Origin of the sequence: Chlamydia sp. 16-02, assembly GCF_042235055.1 — a bacterium.
Lineage (GTDB): Bacteria > Chlamydiota > Chlamydiia > Chlamydiales > Chlamydiaceae > Chlamydia.
Map to the genome: position 1 here is coordinate 953,919 of NZ_CP114172.1, position 24,007 is coordinate 977,925.

Below are 24,007 nucleotides of genomic sequence, written 5' to 3' on the forward strand. Positions count from 1 at the left end.
AACTCAAGAAGGAAGTTCCTTTTTATATTGTATAGCTTGGTAATGACGAATCCAAGCAGCAAGTATTTTATCTAGTTTGGGATAAACTAGGCTACGGATTTCTAAAAGAGAAAGAGCCTCTGAAAAACGTACGTGGTTTAAAAACTTGCGGTTAAAGAAGTGAATTTTCTTTGTTGGCACTAGCGGAGTTAACCGATATTGCATTTGCAACACGAGAGCTGTTAAAATAAAATTTTTTTTAGAGCAGCTAGTAAAGGAGTCTGCAAAAAACTTCCCTAAAAAGTTTTTAATATAATCAAAGACAGCAGTTAAAGATAAACTTGGATGCTGCCGATGCTTATAGCGCACATTGAAATTCACAATAGGAAATAGAAATGCAGCCATAAGCTGATGACGATCATAATTATATTTTTTACTTAATACATTTTCATCTAAAACATCTAAACAAGCAAAGGTTTGCTTTTCTAAAATTTTATTTAAACGAAAAGCCTTGTCCATATAAGGAAAAAGGATTTCTAATATCTGATATTTAACAGTTAACTTGAAAAATTCAGAAGAGACTCCGGAGCCTAACATTTTAATGAGTTCCTCAAAAACACGTGCTTGAGAGCTCTTAATTAACTCATAACGGCATTCCTCAAGTGCTTCTAAGGTTTTAGGATCTACTGTGAAAGAAGCTCGCGCAAGAATTTTCAACAAACGCAACATTCGCACCGGATCTTGTTTAAAACGTACAAGGGGATCCCCTATAGTACGTAAATACCGATTTTGTAAGTCACTAACCCCGCCGGTATAATCTATGATTGTTTCTTCTGTAGGGTCATAGAAAAGGCCATTGATTGTAAAATCTCTTCTTAAAACATCTTCCTCAGCTGTTCCCCAAAGATTATCTTTAGTAATGAGACAATCTTCATCAGTGCTTCCTGAACGGAAGGTAGAAACTTCGATAATTTGATTCGAAAAGCGTATGTGGGCTAATCGAAAGCGTTTCCCAACAAGTATACAATTTTTGAAAACAGCTTTGATTTCTTCAGGTTTGGCCGATGTCGAGATGTCGAAATCTTTAGGAGTTGTATTGAGTAACAAATCGCGGATGCATCCACCAACAATATACGCTTTGTGGCCAGCTTTTCGTAGAGTTTTTACTACAGAGAGTGCGTGAGGAGAAAAGTCTTTGAGTTTTATATTGTGGTCGGTAGCTGAATAGATAATGGGAGCGGGTGCAGATTTAGAAATTTTTCTAAACAATTCTAAGCCTCTACGCAAGAGAGTTTTGTTGTCACAGACCATTTATTATAGATATCAAGTGTTAAAAAGTCTTGGAAGAAAAAGGGTTTATAAAAGCACTCTTTTTTCTAGGGGAATTTCACCATAGCAAAAATATCGAAGTTTGCAAGAACAAAATGCCTAGCCGAAAGACATTCCTTTATACCCTATACAAGGATTTTTTTTTATTATTTATCTATGTTTTTTCAGAGAATTTTTATTTTAATTCCCCACAATTTCTTAACCCGACTGTTATTGCGAGATTTGGGGGATGTTTATACTCTATGTGAGAAAATATTTTATTTTTGCATCAAGATGATTTTAAAAAATTTATATAAGGGCATGTAGGATTTTAACTGGCAATCTATTCTTTAGGAAATTTCTAAACGGATTTTTTATATGCGTATGTCAAAAACACGTATCCAAGAATATGATTTCTCTAATAACAATTTTAGTTTTGTGTTAGAAGATTTAAAAGGGATTAGGAAGATGGTAGGGATTTCAAATTCAGTAAATACAAACAGTTGCTCTTTGGAGAGCAACCTAAGTTAGAATTCCTAACTTATCTTATGCTCTGGTAATCCATGCGAATACTATTTTAATACCTCAATCTAGAGGTGTGAGCAACTCTTCAATCTATTGATGAATCTTTAAGGAAATAAATGACAAAGGAAGTAAAACAACTTTTCGGTACGGATGGGGTTCGAGGAAGAGCCAATTATGAGCCTATGACTGTAGAGCTTTCTGTATTACTTGGTAAGGCCGTTGCAGGTGTTTTACAGGAGAGTAAACCTGGAAAACATCGTGTCGTCGTAGGCAAGGATACCCGTTTGTCAGGATATATGTTTGAGAATGCACTTGTTGCGGGTTTGACTTCTATGGGGATAGAAACTCTAGTGTTAGGCCCCATTCCTACTCCAGGAGTAGCTTTTATTACCCGCGCTTATCGTGCAGATGCTGGAATTATGATTTCCGCATCCCATAACCCCTATTGGGATAATGGGATAAAGATTTTTTCTTCAGAAGGCTTTAAAATTAGCGATGTTATAGAACGGCGTATTGAGCAGATGGTAGCTCATAGAGATTTTGGAGATTTGCCTGAAGATTATGCTGTGGGAAAGAATAAGCGTGTAGTGGATGCTATGGGTCGTTACATAGAATTTGCTAAAGCCACTTTCCCTAGGGGAAGAACATTAAAAGGATTGAAGATAGTTTTAGATTGTGCACACGGTGCTGCTTATAAGGTTGCTCCTTCTGTATTTGAAGAACTTGATGCTGAAGTGATTTGTTATGGCTGTGAGCCTACAGGAAGTAATATCAACGATGACTGTGGAGCTCTTTTTCCATCAGTAATTCAGAAAGCTGTAATAGAGCATAAGGCTGATGTGGGAATAGCTTTAGATGGTGATGGCGATCGTATTATCATGGTAAATGAAAAAGGTCATATTGTTGATGGCGATATGATTTTGAGTATTTGTGCTAATGATTTAAAGAAAAAGGATCTTTTGAATGGTAGCCGTGTTGTTGCTACTGTAATGACTAATTTCGGCGTGTTAAAATATCTAGAAAGCTTAGGGATAGAGACATTGATTTCTCCTGTAGGAGATCGTCATGTTCTACAGAATATGTTAGAGCATGAGGCAAATCTGGGTGGGGAACAGAGTGGTCATATGATCTTTTTGGATTATAATACTACTGGAGATGGCATTGTTTCTGCTTTGCAAGTGTTACGCATTATGATTGAAAGTGAATCTACACTTTCAGATTTAACATCCCCAATTGTTAAAAGTCCTCAAGCGCTTATCAACGTATCTGTAAAGGAGAAAATTCCTTTAGATACTTTGCCCTTAGTCCAAGAAGCTCTTAGAGATGTGAGATCATCTTTAGGTGATTCTGGTCGTGTTTTATTAAGATATTCTGGAACTGAAAATATTTGCAGGGTTATGGTTGAAGGTTTAAAGAAGCATCAAGTGGACTCCCTTGCTAAGACTATAGCGGATATTGTTGATTCTGAGTTGGGAGCGGGCATTATAGAATAGGGGAATGTATGTGCGGAATATTTGGATATTTAGGATCTAAATTAGCTGTTCCTTTAGTCTTGGATGGATTAGCTAAGCTAGAATATCGGGGCTATGATTCCGCAGGTGTTGCAGCCGTTGTCCCGGGCCAGTTGTTCGTAAAAAAAACAATAGGCCGTGTCGATGAGCTTAGAAGCTCTTTAGAAAAAGATAACGTATCATCATCATTAGCTATAGGTCATACTCGTTGGGCCACGCATGGCATCCCCACAGTGAAGAATGCTCATCCTCATGTTGATGAAAACTCCACTTGTGCTATTGTCCACAACGGGATTATTGAAAATTTTAAAGAATTAAAATCGCTACTTCTTTCTGAAGGTATTGCCTTTGCTTCAGATACAGATTCTGAAGTTATTGTTCAGCTATTTGCTTTTCGTTATCAATCTACAGGAGATTTGGTCCATAGTTTCTCTTGGACTCTATCACAACTTCAGGGAAGTTTTTCCTGTGGTCTTATTCATAAAGATCATCCTAATATTTTGCTTTGTGCAGCACAGGAAAGTCCATTAATCATTGGATTAGGAGAGCAGGAGAATTTTATAGCTTCTGATACGCGTGCGTTTTTAAAATATACAAAAAGTGTTCAAACTTTAGCTTCTGGAGAATTAGCTGTTGTAGGTCTTGGCAGTGAAGTTGAGACGTATAATTTTGCTTTAAAGCGCATTCAGAAAGAAGTACGTCAAGTTGCTTATGCCGATGCAGGTTCGGATAAGCAGGGCTATAGTTATTACATGCTTAAAGAAATTTATGAGCAGCCAGAAGTTTTAGAACGTCTCATTCATAAATATTTAGATTCTCAGGGATGTGTCAGTGAAAAATTCTTATATAATTTCTCGATAGAAGATTTTGATGAGATTTCTATTGTTGCTTGTGGTTCTTCCTATCACGCAGGCTTTTTAGCAAAGTACATTATAGAGTCTTTAGTTTCTATTCCTGTGCATGTGGAAGTTGCTTCAGAATTTCGCTATCGACAGGCATATATTGGGAAAAAGACCTTAGCGATTTTAATTAGTCAATCTGGAGAGACTGCTGATACACTGGCAGCTTTAAAAGAATTTCGTCGTAGACAAGTTGCTTGTGTTTTAGGAATTTGTAATGTTGAAGAATCAGCATTAGCTATAGGTGTGGATCATTGCTTATTTTTAGAAGCAGGTATTGAAATTGGCGTCGCTTCTACAAAAGCTTTTACTGCACAATTGCTTTTACTGATTTTGTTAGGATTAAAATTAGCTACTTCAAAACAAACACTAAGGTTAGAAGAACATCGTGTTTATGGAAAAGGTTTGCTTGAGCTTCCAGAATTATGTAATCGCTTATTAGCAAACGAAAGTCTGCATTCATGGGCGAATGATTATTGTAATGAAGATAGATTCATATTTTTAGGACGTCGCTTGATGTATCCTATCTGTATGGAAGCTGCTTTGAAATTGAAAGAAATTGCATATGTTGAAGCTAACTGTTATCCTGCTGGCGAAATGAAACACGGACCTATTGCTTTAATTAGTAAGGGATCTCCAGTGATTACTTTTTGTGGCGACCCACTGGTCTATGAAAAGATGGTGGGTTGTATTATGGAAGTGAAAGCTCGGCAAGCTCATGTGATTGCCATAGCTTCAGAATCACAAGAAGATATTGCTGCGGTTTCAGATTCCCAGATATATGTTCCTGATAGTCATCCTTTAGTATCTCCTATCCTTTACACAATAGTGGGACAGATTATGGCCTATACCATGGCTTTGAAAAAAGGCAATGAAATAGACCGTCCTAGGAATCTGGCAAAGTCTGTAACTGTTGAATAAAGTAAAAGCTTAGTGTTTTTATTTCTAATTATCTTTAATTCTAAAATATAAGACAAAATTCGAAAGGTTTTTCTATGTCTAGCAAGATTTTAGGAGGTTCCCTCATTATTGCGGGGACAGCCATAGGTGCTGGCGTGTTAGCAGTTCCTGTATTAACAGCATATACAGGTTTTCTTCCCACGACTCTTCTGTACGTACTATCTTGGCTTTTTTCTATGGGATCTGGGCTGTGCCTTCTAGAAGTTATGACTTGGTTTAAGGATAAGCAACAAGTTAACATGTTGTCGATGGCTCAATATACCTTAGGGGATATGGGTAAGATCTTCATGTGGCTCATTTATCTATTTCTATTTTACTCTCTACTTATCGCTTACTTTTGTGAGGGAGGAAACATCCTATTTCGTATTTTTGGCTGTCAGGGATTAGATATTCCTTGGATACGTCACGCAGCCCCTTTGGCATTTGCAGTTTTGATTTGCCCTACATTAATGATGGGGACAAAAGTCGTAGATTATTGTAATCGCTTTTTTGTTTTCGGATTAGCTATTGCTTTTGCGGTATTTTGTATCTTAGGAGTTTTAGCTTTACAACCCGAACTACTTTTGCGTGCTTCGTGGATACGTTCTATGGATGGTTTATCCATTCTCTTTCTTTCTTTTGGTTTCCAAAGTGTGGTTCCCTCACTGTATTACTACATGGATAAGAAAGTTAAAGATGTTAGAAAGGCTATTATTATAGGTAGCTTGATTCCTTTAATTTTATACGTGATTTGGGAAGCTCTTGTTTTAGGAGTAATTCCTTTAGACTTTCTTATGAAAGCTCAGGAAAATGGCTATACGGCAGTAGAAGCTATGAAAAATTCATTGCAGTGTTCAATGTTTTATATTGCTGGAGAATTTTTTGGTTTCTTCGCTTTGGTTTCTTCATTTTTAGGCGTGGCTTTGGGTGTTATGGACTTCCTAATTGATGCTTTTCAGTGGAATAAAAAGAAACACAGTTTTTCTATTTTCTTTTTAACTTTTATTGTCCCTTTAGCATGGTCAATGTGCTATCCTGAGATTGTCCTTAAATGTCTTAATTATGCTGGAGGCATAGGTGCTGCTTTAATTATTGGAGTGTTTCCCGTATTAATGGTCTGGAAAGGTCGTTATGGTAAAAAACATTATCAAGAAAAACATTTAATCCCAGGTGGAAAATTGGTTTTATTATTAATGCTCTTGGTAGTGGTAATTAATTTAGCTAGCCTTTATTATAAGTTTTAAATAAAACAAGAGCACGTTTATTAATTTTTAATTATGTGTGAGTATAGGAGGTTACATGGGACTATACGATCGTGATTACGCACAAGAATCTCGTTTACCGGGAACATTTACATCTAGGGTTTATGGCTGGATGACTGCAGGTCTTGCTGTAACGACTTTTGTATCATTAGGATTATACTTTTCTGGGATGTATAAAAGTTTATTTTCATTCTGGTGGATTTGGTGTATTGCTACTTTAGGAGTGTCTTTTTACATCAATGCTAAGATCCATAAGCTTTCTGTTCCTGCAGTTATGGGATTGTTTTTAGCCTACTCCGCTTTAGAGGGATTGTTCTTTGGAACACTAGTGCCTGTCTATGCTGCGCAGTATGGTGGAGGAATCGTTTGGGCTGCCTTTGGATCTGCAGGATTGATTTTTGGTTTGTCAGCTGCTTATGGAGCTTTTACCAAAAGTGATCTTACACAGATGAGTAGTATATTGATGTTCGCTCTGATTGGTTTAATGCTGGTATCTGTGATATTCGCATTGGTGTCCATATTTGTTTATATGCCCATTTTCTACCTACTAATTTGCTATCTAGGATTAGCAATTTTTGTGGGGTTGACCGTTGTGGATGCGCAAGCAATCCGTAAGGTAGCTCAGAATGTAGGTAATGATGGAGATTTAAGCTATAAGCTATCTTTAATTATGGCATTAAAGATGTATTGCAACGTCATTATGATATTTTGGTATCTTCTACAGATTTTCTCTTCCTCAGGAAAAAGAAACTAAAAAATATAAGTTTAGGAAGAAGGGAAAAGCTTTTCTAAGAACCTATCTATATGAAATTCTTCAAGATCCCCAATAAGTTCGCCATAACCGACGAATTTTGTAGGGATCTTTAATTGTTTTGCTACGCGAAACAAGGTCCCGCCTTTAGCAGAACCATCAACTTTAGTAAGGATTAATCCGGATAGAGGAATAGTGTCGTGGAAAACACGAACTTGCTCAATAACATTGCCACCCAAAGTTGCATCTATAGTCATAAGCCTTTCATGGGGGGATCCTGGATGCACTTTATTGCAAACGGAAACAATTTTTGATAGCTCATTCAATAAATTAGTATGAGTATGCAAACGACCGGAAGTATCTATAAGTACACGATTATAACCCCGGGATATAGCAGAAGCAATGCCATCGTAAGCAATAGCTGCGGGATCGCCACCCGGTTTCCCAGAGACAAATCCACAACCTAATTTTTCAGCCCAACAACGCATCTGATCCATGCCGGCACTACGAAAAGTATCAGTAGCGACAATCATGACTTTCTCTGATCGAGATTGATAATGGTGGGCTAGTTTAGCCACTGTTGTAGTTTTCCCAGATCCGTTTGTTCCCAGCATTAAGGATACGAAGGGCTCCTGTATTTTAGGGGACTCTATACGAGGAAGATTGGCTACTGTTTCACGAAGTAGCGCGCAGACAAGATCTTTAACGGTAGATTCATCAGGCTTGCGACACTTGCGCAATCGAGAACACAGCTCTTCAGTCAGATCTGAACCAAAATCTGCTTCATAAAATAAACTTTCTGTAAATTCTAGAAGATCTGTGGAGAGGGATTTTTTAAATAAAGACTGAATCTTGCTACTAAAGAACTTGAACACAGATTAGAGCAAAGTTAGTTGAAGTAAAAGAAATGATACAAGATAAGGAGGAAAATTCAAAGGGTTATTTATGCACCTTCATGAATACCAAGCTAAGGATCTTCTAGTCTCTTACAATATTGCTATTCCTCCCTATCGTGTAGCCTCTTCTGTTGAAGAAGGGGAGCAGATACTTAAGGAATTGGGTATAAGCGCAGGCGTTGTTAAAGTGCAGGTACATGCTGGAGGTCGAGGGAAAAATGGTGGTGTAATCGTTGCTAAATCTCCTTCTGATATTTTGGCAGCTATTCAGAAATTATTGCATATGCGTTTTGTAAGTAACCAAACTTCTGGAGAAGCCCTTCCCGTAGAAAAAGTTCTTATTACCCCTCTGGTAAATATTGCTACTGAGTATTACCTCGCGGTGATTATGGATAGGAAAAACCGTTGCCCATCGATTATGTTATCAAAAGCAGGCGGTGTCGATATCGAAGAGGTTGCTCAGAAATATCCTGATCAGTTGCTTACAGTCCCTCTAACGCCTTTTGCTCGTATATACAACTATCAACTTCGACAGATCATTAAATTTATGAACTGGGAAGGGGATACAGGAAAACAAGGTGTACAGCTAATTAAAAAGCTTGTTCAGTGCTTCTATGATAATGATGCTTCTCTTCTTGAAATCAATCCTTTAATACTTACTCAAGAAGGAGATCTTCTTGTTTTAGATGCTAAAGTAACTATCGATGACAATGCTTTATATCGTCATCCGAAACTTGAAGTATTATACGATCCTTCTCAAGAAAACGTCCGTGATGTGCTCGCTAAACAGATAGGACTTTCCTACATAGCCCTAGAGGGGAATATCGGCTGTTTGGTAAACGGTGCTGGATTAGCTATGAGCACGTTAGATATTCTTAAAATTCACGGGGGATCCGCAGCGAATTTCCTTGATGTCGGAGGAAGTGCTACAGAGCAGCAAATTCAAGAGGCTGTTTCTTTAGTTCTTTCAGACGAAAATGTAGAAGTTCTTTTTATCAATATCTTTGGTGGAATTATGGATTGTTCTGCGGTTGCCTCAGGACTAGTTGCTGTTATGCAAACCAGAGAAAACATCATTCCTACAGTGGTGCGTTTGGAAGGCACAAATGTAGAATTAGGAAAAGATATTGTACAACGTTCAGGAATCCCCTGCCAATTCACAGATTCCTTAAATGAGGGTGCGCAGCTTGCTGTAGCGTTAAGTAAACAAATTTAAGGAGCTTTATGTTTTGCTCATTAAGTAAAAAAATACCGATAATCACTCAAGGAATCACAGGTAAAGCAGGTTCATTTCACACTGAGCAGTGCTTAGCTTATGGATCTAATTTCGTTGCTGGAGTGACTCCAGGAAAGGGAGGAACCAAGCATCTAAATCTTCCTGTGTATGATTCTGTATTAGAAGCAAAACAAGATACTAATTGCCAGGTGACGATGATTTTTGTTCCTCCTGCTTATGCTGCAGAAGCTATTTTAGAATCTGAGGATGCGGGGATTGATCTAATTGTCTGTATTACGGAAGGTATTCCAGTAAAAGATATGCTCGAAGTAAGCCATGTTATGCAACATAGTGCTTCTCGACTTATAGGTCCTAATTGTCCAGGAATTATTAAACCTGGAGCATGTAAAATTGGTATTATGCCAGGATATATCCATCTTCCTGGAAATGTAGGTGTGGTCTCTAGATCAGGCACTTTAACTTATGAAGCCGTTTGGCAGCTTACACAACGGAGCATAGGACAAAGTGTGTGTATTGGTATAGGGGGAGATCCACTAAATGGAACTTCATTTATTGATGTTCTTGAAGAATTTCAAAATGATCCTCAAACAGAACTTATCTTGATGATTGGAGAAATTGGGGGTAGTGCTGAGGAAGAGGCTGCAGAATGGATCCAAACCTACTGCACGAAACCCGTCGTAGCTTTTATTGCAGGGGAAACTGCTCCTAAAGGAAAACGCATGGGACATGCTGGAGCTATTATCTCAGGAAATTCTGGAGATGCGAAAAGTAAGAAAGAAGCTTTAAGAAGATCAGGAGTCTCTGTCGTTGAATCCCCAGCCCTTATCGGAGAAACTGTAGAAGCTGTATTTCGTTCACTATAGTGTTTACAAGTTATTTATCTGTAATTTTTTGCGTATGCTATTGCTAATATATTTTTTATGCGTATAGAAGTTTATAAATCAGGAAAATAGCTCACTATTTTTTCTTTTTTATAGATTCTTTTTACGGAAATATAAATTCATATCCGGAAAGTTCTTAAGATAAAAATTCTTTGTAGTAATATCTTGCTACAATATAATTCGCTTTTCGTGATTATATTCGAAAAGGCATGTGGATCGCTATACTTTATAAAGTACGCATTTAAAAAGTATTAGGATTCACAGGTTTTCAAAAACATGAGCACGAAATCTAGAAAGAATCTAGAGCCTACCTATAGGGAAAAAGGTATGACGAAGAAGCCAATATATTTACTATTAGCCACAGCGATGTTTTTAAGTATTCCGACGCTTTCTCCTTCAGGATTCGCTGCTGTAAAAAAAGATGCGCGGATAGCGGAGGTGCCTCAAGAGGTTCTTCTAAAGGAGATTTCCGGAGGATTTTCTAAGGTTGCAGAACAGGCAACTCCAGGTGTTGTTTATATTGAGAGTTTTCCTAAATGTAATCGTCCTGTGAATCCTGCACCAGGACGTCGTGGACCTTATGACAATCCTTTTGATTATTTCAATGATGAATTTTTTAATCGTTTTTTCGGTCTACCTACACAGAAAGAACGCCCGATGTCCAAAGAGGCTGTTCGCGGTACAGGATTTATAGTTTCTTCGGATGGTTACGTGGTTACCAATAACCACGTTGTCGAAGACGCAGGGAAAATTCATGTCACCTTGCATGATGGTCAAAAATATCCTGCTAAGGTTATAGGCTTAGACCCTAAAACAGATTTAGCAGTTATTAAAATTAACGCTGATAAGCTCCCACATCTTACTTTTGGGAATTCTGATAATTTGAAAGTAGGAGATTGGGCTATAGCTATTGGGAACCCTTTTGGTCTACAGGCTACGGTAACCGTAGGAGTAATTAGTGCAAAAGGTAGAAATCAGCTACATATTGCGGATTTTGAAGACTTTATACAAACGGATGCTGCTATTAATCCAGGAAACTCCGGAGGACCTCTTCTTAATATCGATGGAAAAGTTATAGGTGTTAACACTGCTATTGTAAGTGGTAGTGGAGGCTATATTGGTATTGGTTTTGCTATTCCTAGTTTGATGGCTAAAAGAATCATTGATCAGTTAATCAGCGATGGTCAGGTAATTCGTGGATTTTTAGGAGTTACTCTACAACCTATAGATGCTGAGCTAGCAGCCTGTTATAAACTAGATAAAGTTTATGGGGCTTTAGTTACAGATGTGGTTAAGGGATCTCCAGCACATAAAGCTGGATTAAAGCAAGAAGATGTGATCATTGCTTATAACGGTAGAGAAGTAGAATCTCTCAGTGCATTCCGTAATGCGATTTCCTTGATGAATCCTGATACACGCGTATTACTTAAAGTAGTCCGTGAAGGACAGGTTATAGAAATTCCTGTTATTGTTTCCCAGGCTCCTCAAGATGATGGTGTCTCAGCTTTAAATCGTGTAGGCATTCGTGTGCAAAATCTTAATCCAGAAACAGCTAAGAAATTAGGTATGGCTCCTGATAGTAAAGGTGTGCTTATTGTTGCTGTTGAAGCTGGTTCAGTAGCAGGATCTTCAGGAGTAACTCCAGGACAACTTATCTTAGCTATAAATAGACAAAAGGTTTCTACAGTAGAAGAACTGAACTCTGTTTTAAAAGATGGAAATAACGAAAGTATTCTTCTTATGGTCTCGCAAGGAGAAGTGATTCGCTTTATTGTGTTAAAACCAGAAGAATAAGCCTATAGTTCATAAGCTTATTCCATGAAAGCACTCTCTTAGAGAGTGCTTTTTTTATGATTTTCCTAATTTATCAAGAAGAAGGCAAATAGAGAGGAAACCATTTTTTATTTGTTCTAAGGAGAAGTTTTCTTCAGCAGCGTGAATAGCATCGCTTAAATACGATGTACCACAAATGATAGGCTCTGTTTTCGACATTTCACCAAGTAGTGAAGCAATGGGGATGGTTGCTTCCATAAATAATCTAAGGCAAGGTTCGTGGTAGAGCTCAGAATAAATTTCTTGCAATGCTACAACAATAGGAAGATTCGGAGAACTTCTCCATCCTGGTGAACCTTCAAAGATCTCATAAGAAAATTTTAATGTAGGGGGAACAAGATTTTTTAAATGTTGAATAACTTGTTTTGCTGTTTTCTCTGGATTTTGATTAGGAACTAGCCTGCAAGAAAGATAGGCAGTAGCTTTATGAGGAATGACAGTTTTAAATCCTGGTCCTGTATACCCACCAGAGATTCCATTGATTTCTAAGGTAGGATATAAACTTAAAGCTTCTTCAGCAGTTTTTGCAGGAGCATATAAAGTAGGACAAAAACCTAAAGTTTTCTCTCCATCTTTTAAAAGATTTCCTTTAGGAATATCACAGAATTCACTTTCTTTCGGGAGAGAAACATCATTGTAGAAACCTTCCACGGCAATCGAATTATCACTATGGTGTAATTTGGCAAGCATTTCTGCTAAAGCCCTGTTTACATTATAAGCAATACCGCCGAAGATACCCGAATGCATATCTTTGCTACCTTCTTCTAGCGTGACTTTCATTGTTACTAAGCCACGTGCTCCAATGCTAACAGAAGGCGATTTTGCAGAGGAGAACCCACCATCAACAATTAAGAAATAGTCTGCTTGCAAAGCTTCCTGTTTTTCTTTAACAAAACTTTTTAGGGCAGGGCTATCGCTTTCTTCTTCACCTTCAATAATCCATGTAATATTGACAGGGAAGCTTTTTCTAGATTGGTAATAATGTTCAAGGGCTTTCCATGTGTAAAAGCACTGTCCTTTATTATCGGAAGCTCCACGAGCTATAAGCCGTTCTCCTTCCCTTCTCATAGTAAATGGATCTGCTAACCATCCATCAGTAAGATCCGCAGGTTGTACGTCATAATGGTTATAGAGAAGTAAAGTAGGAGATGTCGAGCCCGCCTTATGATAAGTAGCACAGATAATAGGAGGATGGCCCGGTTTTTCCCATAATTCTATTGAGAATATATCTTTAAGATTGTCAACTAGGAAATCTGCGCAACTTTTGCAATTAGCAAGGCAGTTGGGATCAGCAGATATAGAACGAAAATGAAGAAAATCTGAGAATTCCTTGAGCAATTTTTCATAATGACTTTCAAAATAATTGAGATCACTGTTCATAACTTTCCCTAGGAGTTATTGAAAATAATACCCAAGGTAACTTAACTTTGTTTTGCTGAAAAGTAAGAACATTATAGTGTAATTAACACTATAGATTTAAAAAATGATGGAGAACACCTAATGCATCGCATTAGGGATTTGGACAGAGTATGAAAGCTGGAGATACATATAGAAATTTCATCGTTAAATTAAGCCAGGATGTCCCTGAGATAGAAAGTAAATTGCTTGAGGTGGAACATAAACCCTCGGGCGTTTCTATTATGATGATTATCAATAATGACGATGAAAATGTTTTTAATATCTGCTTTAGGACCTGCCCGCAATCTTCTAACGGTGTAGCTCATGTTTTAGAACACATGGTTCTCTGTGGTTCTGATAATTATCCAGTGCGCGATCCATTCTTTTCCATGACACGACGTAGTTTAAATACGTTTATGAATGCTTTTACAGGAGCTGACTTCACTTGTTATCCTGCAGCATCGCAAATTCCTGAAGATTTCTATAATTTACTTAGTGTGTATATAGACGCTGTTTTCCATCCGCTACTTACGGAAAATAGCTTTTTGCAAGAAGGATGGAGATACGAACTAAACCCAGAAAATGCCTTAACTTATACAGGTGTAGTTTTCAATGAGATGAAAGGCGCAATGATGTCGGGAGAATCTCGGTTGTCAGAAGCTTTAAATGCAGCTCTATTTCCTTCAGTTACTTACGGAGTAAACTCTGGAGGTGAACCTAAGGATATTCTTACACTTTCTCATGAAAGTATAGTAGCCTTCCATCAAAGCCAATATACTCTTGGGCGATGCCTATTTTACTTTTATGGAAATATTAAGCCTTCTAGACATTTAGATTTTCTCGAAGAAAAACTCCTTCGTCATGTAGGTAAATTAGAAAAACAAACGATTTCTGTTCCTCTTCAAAAGAGATTTAAAGAGCCTGTTAGAAATATCCTTAAGTATCCTTCGGATAGTCAAGATCAAGATAAAGTGCTTTTTGGCTTGTCCTGGTTGACATGTTCAATATTGGATCAGCAAGAGCTGTTAGCTTTGCATGTTCTTGATGTTGTCCTTATGGGTACAGATGCTGCTCCTTTAAAATCTCGATTATTAAAATCAGGTTTTTGTAAGCAAGCAGATATGGGAATCGATAGTGAGATTCGTGAAATTCCTATCACTATTGTTTGTAAGGGATGTTCTCATGGAGGTGCTCAGAAATTAGAATCTTGGATTTTTGCTTGTCTAGAAGAGATCATAAGAGAAGGAATCCCTAGTAATCTTATTGAGGCTGCGGTACATCAATTAGAGTTAGCTAGGAAGGAAATTTCTGGTTACTCTCTGCCATACGGATTATCATTGTTTTTCCGTTCGGGGTTATTACGACAGCATGGAGGTCATGCTGAAGATGGATTAAGAATTCATAGTCTGTTTGCAGATCTTCGAGAAAAATTAAAACAATCAGATTACCTTCCAAAACTTATCAGGAAGTATTTCTTAGATAACGCGCATTTTGCTCGTGTCATCCTTCTTCCCGATTCTGATTTAATTTCTATAGAAAATCAAGAAGAGCAAACTCTTCTTAAAGAAATTCAGGAGAAGCTTTCTCCAGAAGATATAGAAAAAATACGTCTGACTTCTAAAATTTTAGAAGAATATCAAGCGCAGCATGAAGATTTGGATAAGATTCTTCCTAATTTTTCTTTGGATAAAGTTCCTAACTCAGGAAAAGAATACAATCTTGTTAAGGAAAATGTTTCGCATGGAGAGGTTCTTCATCATGATTGTTTTACCAATGATTTAATTTTTGCAGAATTGGTTATGGATCTACCTCCTCTATCTGCTGAAGAATTACCTTGGTTGCGTTTGCTTGTTTTCCTAATGCTACAGTTAGGATGCGCAGGGAGATCTTATAAAGAGCAATTAGAGTTTCTCCTAGAACATACGGGAGGCGTAGACGTTTCTTATGAATTTTCTCCACATGCAAATAAAAATGCTCTGTTATCACCTTCGATAGGTATTCGTGGAAAAGCTTTAGCATCGAAGGCTGATAAGCTATTTCAAGTTATGGGAGATACACTAACAAGTGTCGATTTTACAGATGTAGCTAGAATTAAAGAGCTGCTTATGCAGCATAATGAAGCACTGACAAATAGCGTGCGTAATAGTCCTATGGGTTATGCTGTAAGCATGGCTTGTATGGATAAATCTATATCAGCAACTATGTCCTATTTAGCTTCAGGGTTACCTTATGTAGATAAGATTCGTAGTTTGACGAGTAGCTTTGATAAAGAAGTAGATAGTGTTGTTGGTATTTTACAATCTTTATATAAAAAATGTTTCTTTGGTAAACGCCAGCTAATTCTGAGTGGCAGCAATACAAATTATCAACATTTACATGAGAATGATTTCTATGGAATTTTAGATATAGAAGGTCAACCACATGAGCCGTGGAAAAATCCTTCTATAGATATCTCTCTAGCATCTCAAGGGTTATACATTCCGGCTCGTGCAGCTTTTAATGCTTTAGCTTTCCCTATTGGAGATTTACCTTACGATCATCCAGATGCTGCAGCTCTTACTGTAGCTGCTGAGATCCTTGATAATACTGTCTTACATACAAAAATCCGCGAACAAGGTGGAGCGTATGGGTCAGGAGCTGCTGTAAATCTTGGTAGGGGAGCATTTTATTGTTATAGTTATCGTGATCCAGCAATTTTTGATACGCATCAAGCATTTCTTCATGGTATTGATGAAAATTCCAAAGGAAATTTTTCAAATGAAGATATTCATGAAGGAGTTCTCGGAGTTATCCAAAATTTAGATTCACCAATAGCTCCTGGAAGTCGTGCATCTACAGCGTATTACAGATTGCGTTGTGGAAGAGTCCCTGCTTTACGTCAAGCATTTCGTAGAGCTGTTCTTAATGTAACAAAAGAACATATCTGCTCTGTTATGAAAAAATATTTAAAAGATCCTATGAGTAAAACAACATTTATTTCTTTCGCTGGAAAAGAAATGCTTGAGGACAACGCAACGAATTTTGATCAAGAGTTGCCAATCAAATCAGCTTTATAAGAATTAGAGTTTATCTTCTTGCAATAAGGAATCTTCTATAGGAAGTTCCTTTTCTTCATAACTTGGCAATAAAGAGGTTGCAGGATTATCAATAGGAGATGGGTCTTCTATCTTATGTACGGAGGAAGACACTTCTAGACCTTCAAATTTCCTTAATGTTGGTAATACCCGATGTTGCAAACTAGAGGACATATCGTTGTAACTTTGCACAGCATTATTCAGGTTTTTCCCGATCTTATGAAAATGATTGAAGACTATATGTAAGCGGTGGTGCAGCTCTTTCCCTAACTGACCTATTTCTTGAATTTGCTTTTGTAGATTTTCTTGTTTCCACATATGGGCAACAGTTTTTAGTAATGCCAATAGTGTTAAAGGTCCTGATAAAATGACATTAGAGGTCGCTGCAACATCGATAAGCTCAGGAGCGATACGCAGAGCATCATTAAAAATACTCTCTCCAGGAAGAAAAAGAATCACAAATTCTGGGGAATAATGAAATTTTTCCCAATAGCTTTTGGATTTTAGAGTTTTGATATGATCTTTTATCTTTCCTACAAGATCAGATTTATCAGAAGTGTCTTGAGAAAAATATGTTTCTGAAAATGGAGCTTTCGAATCAATGATCAAACAACGCTCATGAGGGAGACGGATAATCATATCAGCACGTGCTGAACCTTGAGCATCTGTAGCCTGAGTTTCGTAATCACAATATTTCAGCATTCCAGAAAGTTCTAAAATTCTTTCTAATTGAATTTCTCCCCAGCGACCGCGTGATCCCGGATGTTTTAAGATATCTGTAAGCGCTTGTGTTTCCTTTTCAAGCTTTTTCTCAGCCACGAGAAGATGAGTGATTTGTTCTTTTAAGGAACCCCGATCTTCAGCATGCTTAGTTTCGAAAGTTTCTAAGTTTTGCTTAAAAGCTGTTAAGGTAGCCTGAACCGGAGTTAATATAGACTCAATAGTTTTAGATTTTTCAGAAAAGTAGCTTTGTGTTTCTTCTTTCATTTCTTTGATAAGAGATTGTGAAGATACCGCGAGCTTGTTGCTAAAATCTTCCATGAGCTGTTCTTGACGACGTGATAGTTCTAAAGAATTCTTAAGAAGCTCATTTTCATGCTCTAAATTTCTCCTCCATGCAGTCTGAGAAGATTCTCTTTTGCGATAGTAAAGAGAAGATAAAGAAATCCCTAAGCCAAAAGCCATGAGAGTAATAGTAATATGCGTTATGGAATCCATCATTGACGTTTCTTCTTCCCTTGATATGTGATCGCAAAAATAGGGAAAACTACCAAAACATATAACCAAGAAACTAAGAAAAATACTTCAGTAAAGTGATCGACAAGACCTAGGAAAAATAAACACGCCACTAATCCTGTAGTGACGACAAGTAAAAAAGAGGAGACTTTAAAGCGTAAGTTTTTGATTCCAGGAAATTTCCATGGAGAGATCATTAAACTTCCAATAAAAAGTAATCCTAAAGAGATCAAAATAACACGTACCTGTACTGGTAGTACCGTTGAAAAATCAGAAGCTATAAATAAAGCTAAAGAGACAACACACGCTGCTGCTGCGGGAATAGGTAAACCAATAAAACACGAGTGTCGTGTCGTATCTACAGGATTTTTAGAAAATAAGTTATAACGAACTAGTCTTAAGACGCCACATAGTGAGTAAATAATAGATGTTACGAGAAGAATCGAAGAAAAAAATCCCCCAGCATACACGCCATCAAGGCTTTTAATTGCAATAAGCGGAGGTGCTATGCCGAATGTCACAGCGTCAGAAAGAGAGTCAAATTGTGCGCCGAAAGCGCTTTCTGCTTTCATAATGCGTGCAATAGCACCGTCAGAAAAATCTGCAATCATTGCACTGATTAACAGAAGCGAAAGTCCTTGCAGACGATGCAATAGTTCTACGGATGACGATGTCTTCAAAACACTCTTAAAAATAATGAAAAGTCCACAACAGAGGCCGAAAGCTGTGATAGCATTAGGAGTTACTACACGACGCTTGCCTCGGATCTCTGATTCCAATTCTGCCATGAAAATTCCAGAAGTTCGTTACGGTCTTAGCATAATATATTCATCTAAAATCAACAAGTTTTTGCCGAAAAGATCATTGCATATCTAAGTTGAAAAATGTTCCTCAGAAGCATATTTTTTTCCGGAGAATGAGAGTACTTTTCAATTGCACGAAACGTTGTCTATTCCTATATATGGTATACAAGCGCATAATGTTTCACTACATATTGGGTTTTCTAGAAGAAACGTCTTCTAGGAAGGGGAGAATTTTCTCTAAGTTTTTTGATCTTCGACTGCGAGAGATTCCCTAATTTTTTCCTAAGTGGTTAGTCGGATTCCGTTATTGCTTGCAAATACTTATTTGAATCGAAAATACAGCTGTTAGGGGATGACATATGGTCGAGGTAAAAGAGAAACATTATACTATTGTAAAACGTAATGGCATGTTTGTTCCCTTCAACCAGGATCGAATATCTCAAGCTTTAGAAGCTGCTTTTCGTGATACACGTAGTTTAGAAAATACCTCTCCTCTGCCTGAAGATTTAGAAAATTCCATTTCAGATATTACTCATCGAGTTGTTAATGAGGTGGTTCAAAAGATTAGAGAAGGTCAGGTCGTTACTGTTGAGCGTATTCAGGATATGGTAGAGAACCAGTTATATGTAAATGGCTTACAGGATGTTGCTAGAGATTATATTATTTATAGAGATCAACATAAAGAGCAACGTGAGGGATCTTGGCACTGTATTTCTGTAGTACGTAGGGACGGAAATGCTGTAAGATTCAACCCTATGAAAATCTCAGCAGCTTTAGAAAAAGCTTTTAGAGCTACACAAAAAATTACTGATATTCCTCTTCAAGGGATTCTTTCTGAGATAAATGAGCTCACTAATAAAATTGTCGAAGAAATTTTGGCAGTTTGTTCTCCAGAACAAACCATCGATATAGAAGCTATACAAGATATTGTTGAAAAACAATTGATGGTAGTTGGTTATTATGATGTTGCAAAAAATTATATTTTATATCGAGAAGCGCGGTCTAGAATTCGTGAACATAAACAAGATATATCTGCACAAGAAGAAAGTATTGAAGAAGTTTATGATGTTGTTAAAAGTGATGGAACTACTTACCAAATAAATAAAGCTCAGTTAACTGATAAATTTGTTTGGGCATGTCAAAGATTTCCTGAAACAACCGATCCTCATACACTGGCCTCTATGGCATTTGCAAATTTCTATTCCGGAATTAAAGAATCGGAAATTGTTTTAGCCTGCATTATGGCAGCACGAGCCAATATAGAAAAAGAACCAGACTATGCCTACGTAGCTGCGGAATTGCTTACAGATGTTGTTTATCAAGAAACAATGGGGAAGAGTGCCACGGACTCTAGTCTCGCCGAAGCACAAAAGCAATGTTTTAAAAATTATATTCTAAATGGGGAAAAGTATCGGTTAAATCCTCATTTAAAAGAGTATGATCTTGATGCCCTTGCTGAGGCTTTAGATATATCTAGAGATCGTCAGTTCTCTTATATGGGCGTGCAAAATCTCTATGATCGTTATTTTAATCAGCATGAAGGACGTAGATTAGAAACAGCGCAGATTTTTTGGATGCGTGTTTCTATGGGGCTTGCATTAAACGAAGGTGAGGATAAAACTTCATGGGCGATTACTTTCTATAATCTGCTATCTACATTCCGCTATACACCAGCAACACCCACGCTATTTAATTCTGGAATGCGTCATTCCCAACTAAGTTCTTGTTATTTATCTACCGTGCAGGATGACCTCGCGCACATTTACAAAGTTATCGCAGACAATGCTATGCTTTCTAAATGGGCAGGAGGCATTGGTAATGACTGGACGGGAGTGCGTGCTACGGGTTCTTTGATTAAGGGAACCAACGGGAAAAGCCAAGGTGTCATTCCCTTCATCAAAGTAGCCAACGATACAGCAATTGCTGTGAATCAAGGTGGTAAGCGTAAAGGAGCCATGTGTGTATATCTGGAGATTTGGCATCTAGATTATGAAGATTTCTTAGAATTAAGAAAAAACACTGGTGATGAACGTCGAAGAACCCACGATATCAATACTGCTAGTTGGATTCCTGATTTATTTTTCAAACGTTTAGAACAGAAGGGCACCTGGACGCTATTTAGCCCTGATGATGTTCCTGGATTGCATGAGGCTTATGGTTTTGCATTTGATAAGCTTTATGAAGAATACGAAAGAAAAGTGGATACAGGGGAAATTAAATTATACAAGAAAATTCCTGCTGAGGATTTATGGCGTAAGATGCTGAGTATGCTTTATGAAACTGGGCATCCATGGTTAACGTTTAAAGATCCTTCTAATATTCGTTCCGCACAAGATCATACCGGTGTTGTCCGTTGTTCGAATTTATGTACAGAAATTTTATTAAACTGTTCAGGAAGTGAAACAGCTGTTTGCAATCTAGGTTCTGTCAATTTAGTAGAACATATTGAAAATGGAGATATCAATGAGGAGAAGCTCGAAGAGACCATTTCTATAGCTATTCGTATTTTAGATAACATTATTGATCTTAACTTTTATCCAACTCAAGAAGCAGCTAATGCAAACTTAACGCATAGAGCTGTGGGTTTGGGAATCATGGGCTTCCAAGATGCCCTATATAAGCTTAATATCAGTTATGCATCTACAGAAGCTGTAGAGTTTGCTGATAAGAGTTCAGAATTAGTTGCCTATTATGCACTACTATCCTCTAGTTTATTAGCGAAAGAACGGGGGACATACAGTTCTTATAAAGGATCTAAGTGGGATCGAGGTTATCTACCACTAGATACTATAGAGTTATTAAAAGAATACCGCGGTGAAGAAAATGTTCTTATGGATACTACATCACGTAAGGACTGGACGCCTGTACGTGAAGCCATCAAATCTTATGGTATGAGAAATAGCCATACTATGGCAATCGCCCCAACAGCAACTATTTCTAATATTATCGGAGTTACTCAATCAATAGAACCTACATATAAGCATTTATTTGTAAAATCCAATCTTTCTGGAGAATTTACAATTCCTAATGTGTATCTAATTGAAAAACTCAAGAAATTAGGATTATGGGATGCTGATATGTTGGATGATTTGAAATATTTTGATGGTTCCTTGTTAGAGATCGAACGCATTCCTGATGATTTGAAAAAAATCTTCCTTACGGCGTTTGAAATTGAACCCGAATGGATGATTGAATGTGCTTCTAGAAGACAAAAATGGATCGACATGGGGCAATCTCTCAATCTATATTTGTCAGAACCTAACGGTAAAAAACTTTCTGCTATGTATCTCACAGCATGGAAAAAAGGACTGAAAACCACGTATTACTTAAGGTCCTCGGCAGCTACCTCTGTAGAGAAATCGTTTACTGATATCAATAAACGAGGAATTCAACCTCGATGGATGAAGAATAAGTCAGCTTCTACGAGCATTGTCGTAGAAAGAACTAAGGAAACACCCGTCTGTTCTCTCGAAGAAGGTTGTGAATCTTGCCAGTAATACAAAAGAGAAGGATGGAAATAATGGAAGCAGATATTTTAGACGGTAAATCAAAACGCGTCCAATTAAATAGTAAACGCTTGGTTAATTGTAACCAGGTAGATGTGAATCAGTTAGTCCCAATTAAATATAAATGGGCATGGGAACATTACTTAAATGGGTGCGCAAATAACTGGCTGCCGACAGAAGTCCCAATGGCTCGTGATATCGAATTATGGAAATCTAATGATCTTTCCGAAGATGAGCGTCGAGTAATTCTCTTGAATCTAGGATTTTTCAGTACGGCAGAAAGTTTAGTAGGGAACAATATTGTATTGGCTATTTTCAAGCACATTACAAACCCTGAAGCACGTCAATATTTATTGAGACAAGCATTTGAAGAGGCTGTGCATACGCATACTTTTCTTTATATTTGTGAGTCTTTAGGGTTGGATGAGGCAGAAGTTTTTAATGCCTATAATGAACGCGCAACTATTAAGGCCAAAGATGATTTCCAAATGACCTTAACGGGAGATGTTTTAGATCCTAATTTCTCAACAGATTCTGTAGAGGGATTACGTCAGTTCATTAAGAATTTGGTAGGCTATTACATCATTATGGAGGGGATTTTCTTCTATAGTGGTTTTGTGATGATTCTTTCTTTCCATCGCCAAAACAAAATGACAGGGATAGGAGAACAATACCAGTACATCTTACGGGATGAAACTATTCATTTGAATTTCGGTATCGATCTTATCAATGGTATTAAAGAAGAAAATCCTGAGGTATGGACGCAAGAACTTCAAGATGAAATTGTAGCTCTTATTCAGGAAGCAGTAGATCTAGAAATCGAATATGCTAGAGATTGCTTGCCACGGGGTATTTTAGGATTAAAATCTTCGATGTTCATTGATTATGTTCGCCATATTGCTGATCGTCGTTTAGAAAGAATTGGCTTAAAACCTATTTATAACTCTAAGAATCCGTTCCCTTGGATGAGTGAGACTATTGATCTTAACAAAGAGAAAAACTTTTTTGAGACTCGTGTAACGGAATACCAGACTTCTGCGAATTTGAATTGGTAATTTCTATCTGAGATAGTTTTATAGATGTTTTGACGACTTTCAGTGATCCTGGAAGTCGTTTTTTTATATTTAGAAATCATTTTCAATTCTTTTTTCTTGAAAAGAAAATCCTTAGAGAAAACTAAGATAGCTTTTATAATTTCCTGAGATATAAGTTCTTATTATTATTTCTAGATGAAACCTCAAGATTTAAAAGTTCCTTTTCTTTGGGAAGAACGTAGTACCGAAATAAAGGACGGAGTCCTCTATATTCCCGATCACTATTTTAAACATAATCAATTCATTATGCCATCATGGGAAGACCTTTTTAAAAATAACAATCCCATTTCCTGTGAGCTTTGCTCGGGGAATGGTGATTGGGTAGTTTCTCAAGCTCAAAATATGCCGAATATGAATTGGATAGCTGTTGAAAGACGTTTTGATCGTGTAAGGAAAATTTGGTCGAAAATGCATAATTTTGAGATCAGTAATTTGCGGATTGTTTGTGGGGACGCTCAAACATTCTTTCGTTACTATCTTAAAAATGAGATTGTGGAACGTATAGTTGTCAACTTCCCTGATCCATGGCCCAAGTCTCGTCATCGTAAACATCGTTTATTTCAAGATGAGTTCATGAATGATGTTGTTAGAGTGTTGACAGAGTTTGGAGTTTTAGTTCTTGCTACGGACGATAAAAACTATCTTCTTGAAGCTATTAAGATCATGAGGCGACATTTACTTCCTATGATGGAAGATCCTTACTATTGTAAGGTACTGGATAACTATGGAGATTCTTGGTTTGAAAGGCTATGGAGATCGAAAGGACAAGAAATTTTTTATACAGAATTTGTAAGGAAGTTGGGATATAGCTGACTTGAACAGCTGACCTTCACGATGTCAACGTGACGCTCTAACCAACTGAGCTAATACCCCGA

The 24,007-nt window shown here is 37.3% G+C and carries 16 protein-coding genes and 1 tRNA gene; 11 read left to right on the plus strand and 6 right to left on the minus strand.

All coding sequences use genetic code 11. From position 1 onward, the window contains the following. Nucleotides 1–3 precede the first annotated feature (3 nt). On the minus strand, nucleotides 4–1,290 hold the full coding sequence (gene pcnB, locus O1W70_RS04115) for a polynucleotide adenylyltransferase PcnB (protein ID WP_375797205.1): 1,287 nt from the start codon (nucleotides 1,288–1,290) through the stop codon (nucleotides 4–6). Between the two features lie 638 nt (nucleotides 1,291–1,928). Here pcnB and glmM point away from each other — a divergent pair. The 4 genes from glmM (at nucleotide 1,929) to O1W70_RS04135 (ending at nucleotide 7,177) form a co-directional block, all read left to right on the plus strand. Continuing rightward, nucleotides 1,929–3,305: a phosphoglucosamine mutase gene (gene glmM / locus O1W70_RS04120; RefSeq protein WP_375797206.1), complete on the plus strand. Its 1,377-nt coding sequence runs from the start codon at nucleotides 1,929–1,931 to the stop codon at nucleotides 3,303–3,305. A gap of 8 nt (nucleotides 3,306–3,313) precedes the next feature. Beyond that, the gene (glmS, locus tag O1W70_RS04125; RefSeq protein ID WP_375797207.1) at nucleotides 3,314–5,143 is read left to right on the plus strand and encodes a glutamine--fructose-6-phosphate transaminase (isomerizing); all 1,830 of its coding nucleotides are present in this window, start codon (nucleotides 3,314–3,316) and stop codon (nucleotides 5,141–5,143) included. 74 nt (nucleotides 5,144–5,217) lie between these two features. Beyond that, nucleotides 5,218–6,405 carry an aromatic amino acid transport family protein gene (locus O1W70_RS04130; RefSeq protein WP_332381662.1) on the plus strand — a complete coding sequence of 396 codons (1,188 nt, stop codon included), beginning with the start codon at nucleotides 5,218–5,220 and terminating at the stop codon, nucleotides 6,403–6,405. 55 nt (nucleotides 6,406–6,460) lie between these two features. Then, entirely contained in the window at nucleotides 6,461–7,177 is a 717-nt protein-coding gene (locus tag O1W70_RS04135) for a Bax inhibitor-1/YccA family protein (protein WP_332381661.1), read from the plus strand. 11 nt (nucleotides 7,178–7,188) lie between these two features. On the opposite strand, the gene ftsY is transcribed toward O1W70_RS04135, so the two are convergent. After that, a complete protein-coding gene (gene ftsY / locus O1W70_RS04140) occupies nucleotides 7,189–8,049 on the minus strand; it encodes a signal recognition particle-docking protein FtsY (RefSeq protein ID WP_332381660.1) in 861 nt (286 codons plus the stop codon). A gap of 70 nt (nucleotides 8,050–8,119) precedes the next feature. On the opposite strand from ftsY, the gene sucC reads away from it, so the two are divergent. The 3 genes from sucC (at nucleotide 8,120) to O1W70_RS04155 (ending at nucleotide 11,982) form a co-directional block, all read left to right on the plus strand. Then, entirely contained in the window at nucleotides 8,120–9,286 is a 1,167-nt protein-coding gene (sucC, locus tag O1W70_RS04145; protein ID WP_332381659.1) for an ADP-forming succinate--CoA ligase subunit beta, read from the plus strand. An 8-nt stretch (nucleotides 9,287–9,294) separates the two neighbouring features. Next, nucleotides 9,295–10,170 (plus strand): succinate--CoA ligase subunit alpha, encoded by an 876-nt coding sequence (sucD, locus tag O1W70_RS04150; protein WP_332381658.1) that lies wholly within the window; start codon nucleotides 9,295–9,297, stop codon nucleotides 10,168–10,170. A 345-nt stretch (nucleotides 10,171–10,515) separates the two neighbouring features. Further along, a complete protein-coding gene (locus O1W70_RS04155; protein ID WP_375797208.1) occupies nucleotides 10,516–11,982 on the plus strand; it encodes a DegQ family serine endoprotease in 1,467 nt (488 codons plus the stop codon). A 54-nt stretch (nucleotides 11,983–12,036) separates the two neighbouring features. Here the strand turns inward: O1W70_RS04155 and O1W70_RS04160 are convergent, their stop codons facing one another. Beyond that, nucleotides 12,037–13,401, minus strand: a complete 1,365-nt coding sequence (locus tag O1W70_RS04160) for a M20/M25/M40 family metallo-hydrolase (protein ID WP_375797209.1) — start codon at nucleotides 13,399–13,401, stop codon at nucleotides 12,037–12,039. Nucleotides 13,402–13,550: 149 nt separating this feature from the next. Between O1W70_RS04160 and O1W70_RS04165 the strand changes: the two genes are divergently transcribed. After that, nucleotides 13,551–16,475 carry an insulinase family protein gene (locus O1W70_RS04165; protein ID WP_375797210.1) on the plus strand — a complete coding sequence of 975 codons (2,925 nt, stop codon included), beginning with the start codon at nucleotides 13,551–13,553 and terminating at the stop codon, nucleotides 16,473–16,475. Between the two features lie 3 nt (nucleotides 16,476–16,478). Here the strand turns inward: O1W70_RS04165 and rmuC are convergent, their stop codons facing one another. Together rmuC and O1W70_RS04175 are read right to left on the minus strand one after the other, a co-directional pair. After that, nucleotides 16,479–17,714 (minus strand): DNA recombination protein RmuC, encoded by a 1,236-nt coding sequence (rmuC, locus tag O1W70_RS04170; protein ID WP_332381654.1) that lies wholly within the window; start codon nucleotides 17,712–17,714, stop codon nucleotides 16,479–16,481. Beyond that, nucleotides 17,711–18,517 (minus strand): phosphatidylcholine/phosphatidylserine synthase, encoded by an 807-nt coding sequence (locus O1W70_RS04175; protein WP_332381653.1) that lies wholly within the window; start codon nucleotides 18,515–18,517, stop codon nucleotides 17,711–17,713. Before O1W70_RS04175 ends, rmuC begins: the two co-directional genes overlap by 4 nt. 374 nt (nucleotides 18,518–18,891) lie before the next feature. Between O1W70_RS04175 and O1W70_RS04180 the strand changes: the two genes are divergently transcribed. The 3 genes from O1W70_RS04180 to trmB all read left to right on the plus strand — a co-directional run bounded on the left by O1W70_RS04180 (nucleotide 18,892) and on the right by trmB (nucleotide 23,945). Continuing rightward, complete coding sequence (locus O1W70_RS04180; protein WP_375797211.1) at nucleotides 18,892–22,029, plus strand: ribonucleoside-diphosphate reductase subunit alpha; 3,138 nt, start codon at nucleotides 18,892–18,894, stop codon at nucleotides 22,027–22,029. A 23-nt stretch (nucleotides 22,030–22,052) separates the two neighbouring features. Next, the gene (locus O1W70_RS04185; protein ID WP_332381651.1) at nucleotides 22,053–23,093 is read left to right on the plus strand and encodes a ribonucleotide-diphosphate reductase subunit beta; all 1,041 of its coding nucleotides are present in this window, start codon (nucleotides 22,053–22,055) and stop codon (nucleotides 23,091–23,093) included. A gap of 174 nt (nucleotides 23,094–23,267) precedes the next feature. Continuing rightward, nucleotides 23,268–23,945 (plus strand): tRNA (guanosine(46)-N7)-methyltransferase TrmB, encoded by a 678-nt coding sequence (gene trmB, locus O1W70_RS04190; protein ID WP_332381650.1) that lies wholly within the window; start codon nucleotides 23,268–23,270, stop codon nucleotides 23,943–23,945. Here trmB and O1W70_RS04195 read toward each other — a convergent pair. After that, a tRNA-Val gene (locus tag O1W70_RS04195) sits at nucleotides 23,932–24,005 on the minus strand. The genes trmB and O1W70_RS04195 overlap by 14 nt on opposite strands. Nucleotides 24,006–24,007 lie beyond the last annotated feature (2 nt).